Consider the following 12633-nt stretch of genomic DNA (forward strand, 5'->3'; position numbering starts at 1 on the left):
TTTCACCCCTTACAGTTCAGGTTTTGCTTTATGATGGTCTGTCGCCTGTTCAAACGCGTGGGCGACGCGGTATACTGTGCTTTCGTCAAAGTGTTTGCCGATGATTTGCAGGCCGAGCGGCAAACCGTCCGCAAATCCGCACGGCACGCTGATTCCTGGTACACCCGCCAGGTTGACAGGGATCGTCAAGATGTCGTTGGCGTACATTGTCAGCGGATCGCTTGTTTTTTCGCCGATTTTAAACGCAGGCGTCGGTGTTGTCGGTCCGATGATGACGTCATAGTTTTCAAATACGTCTTCAAAATCTTTTTTGATCAAGGTTCTGACCTTTTGCGCCTTTTTATAATACGCATCATAATAGCCTGAGCTTAGCGCGAACGTACCGAGCATGATGCGGCGCTTGACTTCGTTTCCGAAACCTTCGGAACGGGTCTGTTTGTAAAGGTCGATCAAGTTGTCCGCATTATCCGTGCGGTAGCCGTAGCGGATGCCGTCGAAGCGGGCCAGGTTGGCCGAAGCTTCAGATGAAGAAAGCAGGTAGTAAGTCGCCAGCGCGTATTTGCTGTGCGGAAGTGATACTTCTTCCCATGTCGCGCCCAGTCCTTCAAGTACTTTTAAAGCTTCGAGGACGGAATTTTTCGCTTCTTCCCCGACGCCTTCGCCAAGGTATTCTTTTGGAACTGCGATTTTAAGTCCTTTAATATCGCCTGTCAGCGCAGACAGATAGTCCGGCACGTCCACATTGGCGCTTGTCGAATCCATTTGATCGGCGCCCGCGATCGCTTGGAGAAGATACGCGTTGTCCTCGACAGATCTTGTGATCGGGCCGATTTGATCCAATGAAGAGGCAAACGCGACAAGACCGTATCTTGATACGCGTCCGTATGTAGGCTTTAAGCCGACGACGCCGCAGAAAGATGCCGGCTGGCGAATTGAGCCGCCCGTATCCGATCCGAGCGAAAACGGCACTTCTCCGGCCGCCACAGCCGCAGCAGATCCGCCGCTGGACCCGCCTGGAACAGTTTCCAGGTTCCACGGGTTTTTCGTTTTTTGGAAGCCTGAGTTCTCTGTGGAAGATCCCATGGCGAATTCGTCCATGTTCAGCTTTCCGATGGTAACAGCCTCCGCTTCATGCAGACGCTCAACAACCGTTGCATCATAAATCGGGTCGAAATTTTCAAGAATTTTGCTGGCGCAGGTTGTGCGCAGATCCTTTGTGACGATATTGTCCTTGACTCCGATCGGCATGCCGAAAAGAAGGCCGTGCTCGTTCCGGGTGTCAAGCGCTTCGTCCAATTCTTTCGCATAAGCGCGGGCTTTTTCTTCATCCAGCTGCAAAAAGGCTTGTACCTTTCCGTCAACTTCGTGGATCCGTTTGTAAGATTCATCGACTAAATCTGATATGCTGATCTCTTTGTTATGTATGAGACGTTTTAATTCAGATATTTTATGGTCAAACAGTGACATCGTCTCTCTCCCTCCTTTAGTCCAAAATGGATGGCACGCGGATATAGCCGTCTTTATGATCGGGCGCGTTTTTGACAACGTCCTCGACCGGAAGGCCTTTATCCGGGACATCTTCCCTCATGATATTCTTCATTTGCAATACGTGTGTCGTTGGTTTAACATTCTCTGTATCGACTTCATTCAGCTCTTCCGCAAATGAAATAATGCTGTCAAGCTGTTCTGTAAACATAGCCGCTTCTTCATCTGTAATCGCCAGTCTGGCCAGATGGGCGACATGCTTCACTTCTTCTATAGAAATACGCGACATTAAAAAACACCTCCAAGATGATTCTCGCTTAGTCATATAATACTGATCATATCAAATATTAGCCTTGTAAATCAACAAAACCGCGAATCCCGCCCCGTTTCCGCCGGTTTATTTTATTGTATACGAAAAATCCCCGCGAATGGCCCATCCTAATATTCAGAATATTTTTACTTTTATCATTTTTTGAAAACGTTTTCATTATGATGCTTATCGGAAGCATCGCGTCCTTTTGTCAATACAGAAGGTGTTCCTCACGGTTGATTGATGACCAATAGTTTGATAGGTTAGGTAACTAAGTACGATCAAAACGGCAGCGCCTTATCTTTTTCAATACCTGATTTCATAAAAGAAGGCCCTGCAATCATCTTCGTACACATCAAATCAGTATTGTTAAAATCCCAGGAGAGGTGATGCCACATTATTAAAGCAAAGAGGAGAGATATGAAACGTGAGTGTTGAAGTATTTATTTCGTTGGGGATTTATTTTGCCGCAATGCTCTTAATCGGCTGGTATTCCTATAGAAAAACATCCAATTTAAATGACTATATGCTCGGCGGCAGAGGGCTCGGGCCTGCTGTTACGGCGTTATCGGCCGGTGCGTCGGACATGAGCGGCTGGATGCTGATGGGATTGCCCGGAGCCATGTATGCTACAGGAATTTCAAGCGCCTGGCTTGCCGTCGGCCTTACATTGGGAGCTTATGTGAACTATCTGCTCGTCGCACCGCGCTTGCGGACATATACGGAAGTGGCGAACGACGCGATTACAATTCCAGACTTTTTCGAAAATCGATTCAATGATACGACAAGGGTCTTGCGTCTGGCATCGGCCATCGTCATTATGGTGTTCTTTACGCTGTACACGTCAGCGGGTATGGTATCGGGAGGACGGCTGTTTGAAACGGCGTTCGGTCTTGATTATAAGATCGGTTTGTTCGTCACCGCCCTCGTTGTGATTGCTTACACGCTGTTCGGAGGATTTTTGGCAGTCAGCCTGACAGACTTTGTGCAGGGCCTGATTATGTTTATCGCATTAGTGCTCGTGCCGATCGTTGCCTTTACTCATTTAGGCGGAGTTGCGCCGACATTCAATATCGTAGAAGAAATCAATCCGAGCTTAATGGATTTCTTCAAAGGAACGACCGTCATTAGCATTATTTCATTCCTGGCCTGGGGATTGGGGTATTTCGGGCAGCCCCATATCATCGTCCGCTTTATGGCGATTTCTTCAGTGAAAGAGCTGAAGCCGGCCCGCCGCATCGGGATGGGATGGATGATCATCTCTGTCATCGGCGCGTTGCTGACCGGACTGATCGGGGTGGCATATGTCCATCAAACAGGTATCAGCCTGAAAGATCCGGAAACGATTTTCATCGTCTTTTCTAAAGTATTGTTCCATCCTTTGATCACCGGATTTTTGCTGTCCGCATTGCTTGCGGCCATCATGAGTACGGTATCGTCCCAGCTTCTGGTCACATCAAGCGCCATGACCGAAGACTTTTACAGAACATTCTTCCGCCGTGAGGCATCGGATAAAGAGCTTGTCCTTGTCGGACGGCTGAGCGTTCTTTTGGTCGCTGTCATCGCCCTTCTGCTGTCTTTAAGCCCGAATGACACGATTCTGAAGCTCGTCGGCTATGCGTGGGCCGGATTCGGTTCGGCATTTGGACCTGCGATTCTTCTCAGCCTGTACTGGAAGCGGATGAATCAGTGGGGCGCTCTTGCAGGCATGATATCAGGCGCTGTCACAGTGCTGATCTGGATTATAGCCGGACTTGAAAAAACAACCGGCATATATGAAATGATCCCAGGCTTCTTCGTAAGTCTGGCTGCAGTCATCGCCGGCAGTCTGCTGACAAATAAGCCCACGGAAGAAGCGGCTGATATGTTTGAAGAAATGGAGCAGACGCACCAGGAAGAACATGCCCAATAATGAAGAAAAGCCGTCAAGAATACGTTTCTTGGCGGCTTTTTATTGTCCTTCTCCTGTATCATCATCTTCCCGGCCATCCTGCTCTTTTTTTTCTTCATGGAATTCTTTTGATGTTTGTCCGGCAATATAATCAAAAGGAGTATAGTGGTTTTGAACGGTTTTCTTGCGGATAAACATGTGATATGCGGCGATGAGAATGACGAAAACGACGGCCAATGGAAACAGCAGCGACAACAATAGCAGCAAAGTCTGTATCCCCCTTTAAAAACCAGTTGTCCGTTTATCTTCTCTGTGAGAAAATCATATCAATCATCATAATAAAAAGGAAGAAAGGAGTTCATGCGCATGGATTGGCATATCGATATCGACACGCTGATGAAGCTTGGCATCGCGACATTGGTCGGGATGGTCATCGGTCTCGAGAGGGAATTGAAAAATAAGCCGCTCGGTTTGAAAACCTGCATCGTCATCGCCATCAGTTCATGCGTTTTGACGATGATCAGCATTGACGCGGCATATCATTTTCCAAGATCGAACAGGATCATGATGGACCCGCTCCGGCTGCCCGCGCAAATCATTTCCGGCATCGGCTTTATCGGAGCCGGCGTGATTTTAAGAAAGAGCAATGATGTCATTTCCGGGCTTACCACATCGGCCATGATCTGGGGAGCGGCCGGCCTCGGCGTCGCGATCGGTGCGGGTTTTTATAAGGAAACTTTTATCAGCCTCGCCTTTATTTTAGTCAGCGTCGAATTTCTGCCGTGGGTCGTCGGCAAAATCGGCCCGAACCGTCTGCAGGAAAAAGAAATCCGCGTCCGCATATCATTGTCTGATAAGGATAAATTGACGGACATTTTGAAAGAAATGAAATCAAAAAACATCCGGATCCACTCCGTCCGGATCGACGATATGCCAGAAAAAGAGTTTCCGGTCATGGAAACGAAAGTCAGGGTTCACAGGAAGAGATATGTAACTGATGTCTATTATGATATTAAAGCGATCGACGGAGTCGTCGGGGTGAAATGCGACACGATGTAAGCGCATGAAAAAAGAAGCAGCCGAAAAGGCCGCTTCTTTTTTATCAATCATGTATACCAACCTTGCCAGTGCTTCAGACTTCTTCTCTCCTGAAACAACGAGAGAGATTCCCCTGCTCCTTGTTGCTTCATGAAGCTTGCCGTGTTGATAACAATCCCGGCTTATTGCCGGCTCTCTAAGATCGAATATCATTTATTTGATTACATTTCCTTTTGAATCATATATACCGATCAGTTCAGGAGCTGTAGACATATTTTTCAAGATGGCAATATGAGCATTTGTTACAAAGACTTGTGTTCGAAAAGCATAAATGACTGTATCTCCAACTTGTACTTCATTTGTATCTAATAAACCGTAATAATCAATGTTGGCAGGTGCAATATCAATAGCGGAAACCTTCTTTAAGTTACGCCTGTTTGTTCCAACCAACGCTTCTTTCATGTGGGAACGCGGGTAGAAACCGCCGCCGAACACATATGCTTGATGGTCGTAAAGATGGGATACTTCAGATACGTATACCATAGCCGGAGTTTCATCCAGCTTTTTCACTGCATGTATTGGCGTAGTTCCAATTAATGCATGCCCGGGTTCGCCTTGAGTCGCCCCATTTTCCTTTAATAATGCCAATGTTGCAGAAGATGTGGCGCTTGGCATATTCATCTCTAGTTTGTCGAATCCCCTGTCCTCCAAAAAGGCTTTTGCGGTTTGCATTGATATGACATTCGGAGTTATTGCCGGAACACCGTCTTGAATTATGATACAGGGGAAACTTGTTAATCCGGCTATTTCAATTCCCTCTAATTTTTCAAGCGATTCGATATCCTTTACCAGCTGTTCAAATGTGAAGCCTCCTTCTTGGCCGTTGTATATAAAATCGCCTTTGTTTGCTATTCGCAAAAACACTTTTTGTGTTTTTCCCATTTGTTTTGCAGCCCTGCTGATATGTTGAGCATTCCGCAGGCTGAAAACCGTTACATAATCAGGATGAAGATGTAATACAGTTGATATCATATGAATAGGTATTTGCACAAGATGGCCTACATGTCCAATCTGAATTCCATGTTGACTGAGAGAGATTGCCTCCCATGGATCTACTGCAACAGCTTTGGCGATCCCGCATTCGGCGATTGCTTTTGCGACCAGCGGGTTACGGCCAAATTGCTTTGTCATAAAAAACAGTTCAATATCCTGTTTTTTGGCTTTTTCTGATAACATTTTTGTGTTTTCTTTTACAGCATCCAAGTCTAATACATACGTATTGGGTGCAATCATTCCTTGCTGATGGAGATCTAAGGCGGCATCTATTAATTTTTGATTATATTTGCATGTGGACTCCAAAAACATTAGTTTGTCTCCTCTTTTCCTTTTTTCATGATTTGAAGAAATGAACTGCCGTTTTCAGTATGCTCAAGCCCTAGATATTCAGCAGATGTTGCCGCGATATCTGCCAGCGTTTTTCGTTCCCCGATGTTAACGGGCGATAGCTTTTTGTGGTAAGCCAGCAAATATGTTTTTTCCCGTGTATGCTGACTATGGCCTATCGTCGGATCATTCCCGTGATCTGCGCTGATCATCAGGAGATCCTGTTCAGTCATCTTCTCAAGGATTTCTATCAAATGGCGATCAACCACTTCAATCCGATCCGCATAACGCTCAGGATTTTGTGCATGACCGGCTAAATCGGTCTCTTGCACTGTTGCAGCAATGACACCATGTTTGACATTGTCCATTTCATGTAAAATATTTTTCATTACTTGTTCCGTATCTACTCCCGGAAATTGATTTGCACCTTCGCAATAAATGACATCCTGCATTTTTCCGATAAGCGAAACGTCCATTCCTCTGTTTTTAGCCAAAGTCGGCAGCTGACTTTCAGGAGAAATGCCAAAACCCAAGTGCCGTACTTGATATCCTTGTTTGTATACATTTGATTTTGGGGAATTCACCCCGACTAAGCCGTCTTCTCTCCTTTCGACTGAATTCTGCAAACGTTCGGGTGATACATTTTCTCCTCCAAGCACAATCACTCTATTTACTTTTACATGATGACGAACGCATTCTCCTATTTTTAATACGTCTTCAAATGGGATCTCATCCAGCGGCGCAGTTACATTGTAAATTTGGCCGTAATCGGTTTCTATATTATCCGCTATGATCACCAAATCGTTTACAAGTAGATATGGCAGCTCCGGATTTGGCATGGTGACGTGATAGCCTTGTTTTTCTAAAGCTGATGCAACATGATCTATATGTTCAACAAAAGGAGCCAGATACGCCTTTTTAGGTTTTGTTCCCATCAGTTCATTATGGCCTTCAAAGCTGTCCGCTCCTTCATGCATAAGATTCAAAACACCGTAGCTTGCAATATGGCCAATATCTTTCAATTTAGGATGGTGTAAAATTTTATTTATACCCATCTTTTCAAGATTCGGAATGTCCAAAGTAGGCACTGAATCAAGTATGTGATAAAACGTATTTGCTCCTGTATCCAAAGGGCGGTAGTCACTTGCATCATCCATACATCCGACACCCAGGCTGTCCAAAATGATAATAATGACTCTTTTATTCATATTGTGTCCTCCCTCGAATGAGTTGCATGAAGTTGTTCCGTTGCCTGTCGGATAGAGATTTTCAGTATTCTTAAAATCGTCTCAACACCGCTTCGTAAGGGATTAATTCGGATCATTTTTTTGGCCAGTGCCGGATCTGCCGATAAGAAAGTGCCAGACACTCTGTAAAACATCGGTGCAAACTCGTATTTTGATTCAGCACCAACCGGATTCGGCGCGGCTCCTAATTCATTAGCATGATGAAGCACCTCTTCAGCAATCGGTTTTGTAAATTCAACAAGTAAGACCTTAGATTGTGCATTTGCCAAATAAGCTCTTTTCACACCTTGGACCGTTCCGCTATTAAGCTCATGGACCAGTTGATCATTTACGCTTGCCTGGATTGCCAGCATCACAGGAGCATAGATGAGCCCCCTTAACGATTCCAAAGCTTCGTAACCTTGAACTTGACTTCCGCCGGAATAATTCAGCTTTTCTATTTTCTCCAGCAATTCATTTTTTCCCAACATGATCCCGACACCTTCAGGCCCCAGCAGTTTGAACAATGAAAAGGCGGACAAATCGGCTTCCATTTGCGCTCCGATTTTGTCGACTTTCATTGCCGCATAGTTGTCATCTGTAATAATAACTAAAGCAGGATTGGCGGAACGGATTATTTTTATCGTTTCAGCCAAATCATAATGGTCGTCAATTTTTTGCCTTGTGTGTTGTATTAATGCGCCTTTAAGCTTTGGATGCTTGGCAATGGCAGTTTTCATTTCTTCATGATGATGAAAATCCGCATATACCGGGAGAATCCCCATCGACTCCAAAGTCGTTTTGCTCGTTGGATAGATAGGTGCATCATGTACGAGAAGCTGATCACCCGGCTTTAAAAAACTCATGAAACCAAATCTCAATGCGCCTGTTCCCGCTCCGCGCACCAGCAAAGCTTTCTCTACATCAAAAAAGTCGGCCAATGCCTCTTCTACTTTTTTTGTGTAACATGGTTTATTGATTCCTTTTACAACTCCTAAATCGCCACATGAAAGTATTTCATCTCCGCGAAAATGCCTTGTCACGACATCGACCAGCTTAAACTGTTTTTGCTTAGCTTCTTCTATTGAAATGCTTTTTAGAGGATACGTTTGCATCTTCATTCACCCTGCCCTTCCATAAAAGCATGCGGGTTTTTCATCAACATTTTCTCTATTGATTCGCTTGTAATTCCATAGGTTTGCAAAAGAGGGATAAACGAATCGAGCAAATAGGAGTAGCCCGGTCCCCCTTTATAGGCCAGCTGCGATTTTCTAGTGATATCCATTGAGAGAAATACTTTGTGCATATATCCTTTATCCTGTATTTTTTTTAATATGTCTGCCCGGACACGATCAGGCATATAATTTTCTTTGCCTATGGTATCAAATTCCACGTATACGCCTTCCCTGAGCATCTTTAATATATAATCGGCATCTCCCGTTAAATCAACATGGCCTATTACCACTCTATTTAAATCGACACCATTCTTTTTAAAAAATTCTACTTGTTCATGTCCCAATGTTCCAATGGAAGTATGTGTAGAGATTGGCTTTTTGGTTTGCTTATGGGCCATGACAACAGCTTCAAACACTTTTTGTTCGGCTTCGGTCCATTTGTTATAGCTTGTACCAATTTCGCCGATAATCCCGGCTTTCACATTTGTTCCCCTTATCCCTTCGACAATTTCCTTCACCATTTTTTCAGCCAATTTTTCTTTCGTTTCACGGAATACCTTGATCGGATAAAAAGAGTCTTGATAGAAACCAGTCGAAAAAACAATATTGATCCCAGTTTCTTTTGACACGTTTTCAACGTATGAAATATTCCTTCCCATTCCAATATTCGTTACATCGACAACATTGCGTACGCCTTTTTCATATAAACCTTTAAATTCTTTTATGGTTTCAGAAATGACATCCAACTTACAATCCTCATTGTTTTTCACCTCGGAAAGGTCAATGGTTATATGTTCATGCATATAGGTAATTCCGTTTTTCAGCATTCAGATACGTTCCCCTTTTTAATGGTTTAGCCAACCTGCCATAAACCGGCTGCGTAGAGAAGATTAGCTATAATCCCCAGCAAAATCACCGCAATAGGTCCAACAGCCAATTCAACGAGTGGTTTTGATGCCATTCGGTTGATTAAATAGCAGCCAATCACCCAAAAGAATCCAAGTCCAGGAGCAATTTTTTCTCCCGCCATGGCACTGCCGATTAAAATAGCCATTCCGAGAACATCTGATAGTGAAGTTCGAATATGCTCCCCCATTTCCCGTACGCCAGGCAATTTATCCATGCTTTTTGATACTGCCGATAACGAGATGACCTCCAAATACATGATGAGGGCGCCTAATATAAAAGCTAAAATCGGCACATCCCTGAAAACCAGGCCGACTGCAAATACCAGTGTCGTACCGGCTAAACCATAAACTCCAGTTACAATGGCAGTTGAAAAAACTAAAGGGATGAATCCGATTCCGCGTGCAAACGTAGCAATGGCTGCCTCCGTATAAAGTTCCTTATTTATCAAGGCTTGGGGCATTGCATCAACTGCTAAAATCAGCATGGAGGATGTTAAAGAAACAAGACCGCCCATTAAGGCTAATAAGAAGCGGTTTTTTTTGATTCGATTTACACGTTCATTAAAAATATTGACTAAATCGGCATTTGTAGATTCGCCTCCTCCCCTGATTCTCGCTGCATAGTAAATCATCATGACCATTCCTATTAATAAAGCCATCCCTTCAGGGCTTAGAGAAATGTTATATCCAGCCACTTGAAACGAACCAAATTTTTTGAATAAGAGCAGAGAAGCTAATGTGACAATTGCAGTCACGGCGGCTTTCTTCACCCCGTGCTGATATCCGACCGCTACAGCTGGAAACACTGTAAAAGCAATAATAATCGGATTGCCGATCAGACTTAGCGAATCTATAAAATTGACAGGAAGCATGCCAAAGAAATCGACTACAAATTGAAGCCCCAAAACGATTCCAATACTATATACAGCGCCAATTATTCCTGCTGCGATCATTCCTATTTTGTTATCCGGGGTCCAAATACCAATAATGTCACACGCTAATAAAATACTATGGCCAATAATGATCGTAGCTCCTATGGACAACGGAATGCCAAAGCCGATAATCAAGCCAAAACTTAGCGCAAAGCTCGTTGCCGCAAGCTCTCCTCTTTTCATTCGCCCCTCAAGATATTCAGGCATAATGGGCCGCAAGCCATCATTAAACACAGCCACCCCGCGATTAACCAGAATGGAACCTAATGCACCGACGGCCACTATGACAATACATTGGATTAAAGTAAGATCCATTTCCAATTCACCTCTATGGATTTTTCTCAAACTCTGTATAGAGAACATGTTAAAGGTCTGAAAATGAACGCGCCCTCCATTGTTATTTGGATTCTCTATTTTGAACACGCGAAATTAAAGCGCTTTCTTTTTTTAGAAAGACTGGCCTTTCCGTTTTGCTACGTTCCTTCAAATTAATAAGGAAGGAATTAATATATCCAATATCTTTTTAGAAGAAGAAGCCGTAAAACCAAACGCAATCTTTCCACTATCGACTTCCTGCTCTATCTCTTTCTTGGTTTTTATCGTGCTTGGGGAAGCCAGGGTAGAACATTTGTCTTTTCCTAATAAGGCAATTGCCATTGCAAGCGCGCCGCCTGATCCTGTTTCACAGGCTCCAATATAATAGTCGGCCTTATTGTTTTTTATCGCCATTACCGCGTCCAAATCGCTTTTGACTGTAACGTCTACGTTAATTCCCCCAAGCTCTTTCACTTGCTTTTCGATTGCCTGCTTATTCAGCTGTCCACCTATTACAATTCTCACCATTATCAAATCCTCCTATTGATTACATTCTATGACTCTATGAAGATGAAGATAAAAATAGGCGCGTTCCCCTTCTGGAAGCTCTTGAACTGCCTGTGAATCGATATAGTCAATCACCTCTTCTATCATGTTTTGATATGGAGTCTCGTATACTTCATTGATGATGTCATTTGGTGGTCCATCTTCGCATTCCCCCCTTTCCAATCTGGCCAAAGCCATTGACATATGCGTCCAAAACATATCCGAGTCTTCGATCACCTGTTTTTTCAATTTACCTGCTAAAAAGTCAAAAGTATTCAAAGTTGCCGAGACTACATTTTTTGTTACAGCATGGCCTGCGGTTAAAATTTCCAGCTTTTCTTCGACTTGTCTGCGATTCATACAATACCTCCAATATACTGTATTTAGTATTTTTATGTAAAAATGCGTGACCCAGTGCAACCTTTCCGTTGGGTCGGGTCCGCATTTTAATAGCGCGGTATTTTCTCCCCTTTTTCTACGATTTTTTGAATGTCTAATATTTGTTTAACGCCAACCATACTCCACTTTTCTGTTATTTCTTGTTCTCTGCCGCCATCAATCATGATTACTGCTTCAGTTGTATCCTCGGACATTTTCTTTGCTTTCGGTGAACAAAAATCGACGGCTCTAAATGTTTGAATCATTCTTTCATCATCAGCATTCCAGACTGCGGCATCAATTTGTTTTGAATTCAGCATATCAAACAGCTGCATATAATTGACATTTATAAATTCGGCATTCTTGCTTTCAAATTCAGCCATTGTTAGCCGCTTTTGGTCCAGAGACTCCAAATCGACGCCTACTTTGACAGCACCCCTTACCGCATCCTCTTGAGAATCGGCTAAGAAAATTTTATGGGCATTTACATAACTGCCCGGTCCAAACCTTTTAAAGACTTTTAAGTTTGGATATTCTGCTATGGCGTCATCTGCTGTCAGTTTAGAAACAATTGCAAAATCGCTTCTCTTAGTGCGGACGGCTTCAATTCGATTCACTCCACCGCGCATATAAATCAAGTTCACTGTTTTTCCGGCGGATTCAAAACCTTCGACGATTCCTGTTGCCAATCCCTCGTATTTTCTCGAATATGGAAGGGGCATGGAACCGATTAATGGTGCAATTCCTGCTATTTCGAGCAATAAATTGTTATCCTTGCTTACTAAATACGTCCCTAAATGGCCCCTTGCTTCCAATTGAATGGCTTTCATATCGGCTAATAAATTCAGCGCGCTTTGCACGGTTCCCCTTCCAATGGATAACTGATCACAATAGTCTGAAATACGGGGGATTTTTTCGCCTGTTTTGAGCCCCAACAATTCTTTCGCAATATTTTTGGCTGCCAATCCATTTTTAGAATAAAATTTTTCCCACATCATCAATCTTCCTTAGACAATATACTATATTCTGTATAATTGATTATAAGT

Annotated in this window: 14 protein-coding genes; 3 read left to right on the forward strand and 11 right to left on the reverse strand. The window is 43.6% G+C overall.

The genetic code is table 11. The features are described 5' to 3' along the window. Positions 1–9: 9 nt before the first annotated feature. Together gatA and gatC are read right to left on the reverse strand one after the other, a co-directional pair. Entirely contained in the window at positions 10–1467 is a 1458-nt protein-coding gene (gene gatA / locus BTR1S_RS10540; RefSeq protein ID WP_029419892.1) for an Asp-tRNA(Asn)/Glu-tRNA(Gln) amidotransferase subunit GatA, read from the reverse strand. Between the two features lie 16 nt (positions 1468–1483). Then, complete coding sequence (gene gatC / locus BTR1S_RS10545) at positions 1484–1774, reverse strand: Asp-tRNA(Asn)/Glu-tRNA(Gln) amidotransferase subunit GatC (RefSeq protein WP_003179590.1); 291 nt, start codon at positions 1772–1774, stop codon at positions 1484–1486. A gap of 448 nt (positions 1775–2222) precedes the next feature. Here gatC and putP point away from each other — a divergent pair, with 448 nt between their 5' ends. Continuing rightward, the gene (gene putP / locus BTR1S_RS10550) at positions 2223–3707 is read left to right on the forward strand and encodes a sodium/proline symporter PutP (RefSeq protein ID WP_006637358.1); all 1485 of its coding nucleotides are present in this window, start codon (positions 2223–2225) and stop codon (positions 3705–3707) included. A 39-nt stretch (positions 3708–3746) separates the two neighbouring features. On the opposite strand, the gene BTR1S_RS10555 is transcribed toward putP, so the two are convergent. Beyond that, positions 3747–3953 (reverse strand): DUF3951 domain-containing protein, encoded by a 207-nt coding sequence (locus tag BTR1S_RS10555; protein ID WP_006637357.1) that lies wholly within the window; start codon positions 3951–3953, stop codon positions 3747–3749. Between the two features lie 93 nt (positions 3954–4046). Between BTR1S_RS10555 and BTR1S_RS10560 the strand changes: the two genes are divergently transcribed. Continuing rightward, entirely contained in the window at positions 4047–4745 is a 699-nt protein-coding gene (locus BTR1S_RS10560) for an MgtC/SapB family protein (RefSeq protein ID WP_087962498.1), read from the forward strand. Positions 4746–4749: 4 nt separating this feature from the next. Then, positions 4750–4878: a hypothetical protein gene (locus BTR1S_RS23225; protein ID WP_255131274.1), complete on the forward strand. Its 129-nt coding sequence runs from the start codon at positions 4750–4752 to the stop codon at positions 4876–4878. A gap of 59 nt (positions 4879–4937) precedes the next feature. Here BTR1S_RS23225 and BTR1S_RS10565 read toward each other — a convergent pair whose 3' ends face one another. The 8 genes from BTR1S_RS10565 to yhfZ form a co-directional block, all read right to left on the reverse strand. Continuing rightward, entirely contained in the window at positions 4938–6089 is a 1152-nt protein-coding gene (locus BTR1S_RS10565) for a YhfX family PLP-dependent enzyme (protein WP_006637355.1), read from the reverse strand. Continuing rightward, a complete protein-coding gene (locus BTR1S_RS10570; protein WP_006637354.1) occupies positions 6089–7315 on the reverse strand; it encodes a phosphopentomutase in 1227 nt (408 codons plus the stop codon). Before BTR1S_RS10570 ends, BTR1S_RS10565 begins: the two co-directional genes overlap by 1 nt. Beyond that, complete coding sequence (locus BTR1S_RS10575) at positions 7312–8454, reverse strand: aminotransferase class V-fold PLP-dependent enzyme (RefSeq protein WP_006637353.1); 1143 nt, start codon at positions 8452–8454, stop codon at positions 7312–7314. The genes BTR1S_RS10570 and BTR1S_RS10575 overlap by 4 nt, the downstream gene beginning before the upstream one ends. Next, entirely contained in the window at positions 8451–9335 is an 885-nt protein-coding gene (locus tag BTR1S_RS10580; RefSeq protein ID WP_006637352.1) for a phosphotriesterase family protein, read from the reverse strand. The genes BTR1S_RS10575 and BTR1S_RS10580 overlap by 4 nt, the downstream gene beginning before the upstream one ends. A gap of 26 nt (positions 9336–9361) precedes the next feature. Next, the gene (locus BTR1S_RS10585) at positions 9362–10663 is read right to left on the reverse strand and encodes a YhfT family protein (protein ID WP_029419894.1); all 1302 of its coding nucleotides are present in this window, start codon (positions 10661–10663) and stop codon (positions 9362–9364) included. Between the two features lie 168 nt (positions 10664–10831). Further along, positions 10832–11191, reverse strand: coding sequence for a DUF2620 domain-containing protein (locus BTR1S_RS10590; protein WP_006637350.1), 360 nt, complete (start codon positions 11189–11191; stop codon positions 10832–10834). 12 nt (positions 11192–11203) lie between these two features. Then, complete coding sequence (locus BTR1S_RS10595; RefSeq protein WP_029419895.1) at positions 11204–11569, reverse strand: PRD domain-containing protein; 366 nt, start codon at positions 11567–11569, stop codon at positions 11204–11206. Between the two features lie 86 nt (positions 11570–11655). Continuing rightward, positions 11656–12582 carry a GntR family transcriptional regulator YhfZ gene (gene yhfZ, locus BTR1S_RS10600; RefSeq protein ID WP_006637348.1) on the reverse strand — a complete coding sequence of 309 codons (927 nt, stop codon included), beginning with the start codon at positions 12580–12582 and terminating at the stop codon, positions 11656–11658. Positions 12583–12633 lie beyond the last annotated feature (51 nt).

This window comes from Bacillus sonorensis NBRC 101234 = KCTC 13918 (assembly GCF_001592005.1).
Taxonomy (GTDB): domain Bacteria; phylum Bacillota; class Bacilli; order Bacillales; family Bacillaceae; genus Bacillus; species Bacillus sonorensis.

Bases quoted from the DNA above. Each gene is read 5' to 3' on its own strand.
- BTR1S_RS10580 (WP_006637352.1), bottom strand. From the start codon at position 9,335: ATGCTGAAAAACGGAATTACCTATATGCATGAACATATAACCATTGAC.
- BTR1S_RS10585 (WP_029419894.1), bottom strand. From the start codon at position 10,663: ATGGATCTTACTTTAATCCAATGTATTGTCATAGTGGCCGTCGGTGCA.
- gatC (WP_003179590.1), bottom strand. From the start codon at position 1,774: ATGTCGCGTATTTCTATAGAAGAAGTGAAGCATGTCGCCCATCTGGCC.
- gatA (WP_029419892.1), bottom strand. From the start codon at position 1,467: ATGTCACTGTTTGACCATAAAATATCTGAATTAAAACGTCTCATACAT.
- BTR1S_RS10590 (WP_006637350.1), bottom strand. From the start codon at position 11,191: ATGGTGAGAATTGTAATAGGTGGACAGCTGAATAAGCAGGCAATCGAA.
- BTR1S_RS10565 (WP_006637355.1), bottom strand. From the start codon at position 6,089: ATGTTTTTGGAGTCCACATGCAAATATAATCAAAAATTAATAGATGCC.
- BTR1S_RS10595 (WP_029419895.1), bottom strand. From the start codon at position 11,569: ATGAATCGCAGACAAGTCGAAGAAAAGCTGGAAATTTTAACCGCAGGC.
- BTR1S_RS23225 (WP_255131274.1), top strand. From the start codon at position 4,750: ATGAAAAAAGAAGCAGCCGAAAAGGCCGCTTCTTTTTTATCAATCATG.
- BTR1S_RS10575 (WP_006637353.1), bottom strand. From the start codon at position 8,454: ATGAAGATGCAAACGTATCCTCTAAAAAGCATTTCAATAGAAGAAGCT.
- BTR1S_RS10570 (WP_006637354.1), bottom strand. From the start codon at position 7,315: ATGAATAAAAGAGTCATTATTATCATTTTGGACAGCCTGGGTGTCGGA.
- BTR1S_RS10560 (WP_087962498.1), top strand. From the start codon at position 4,047: ATGCGCATGGATTGGCATATCGATATCGACACGCTGATGAAGCTTGGC.
- yhfZ (WP_006637348.1), bottom strand. From the start codon at position 12,582: ATGTGGGAAAAATTTTATTCTAAAAATGGATTGGCAGCCAAAAATATT.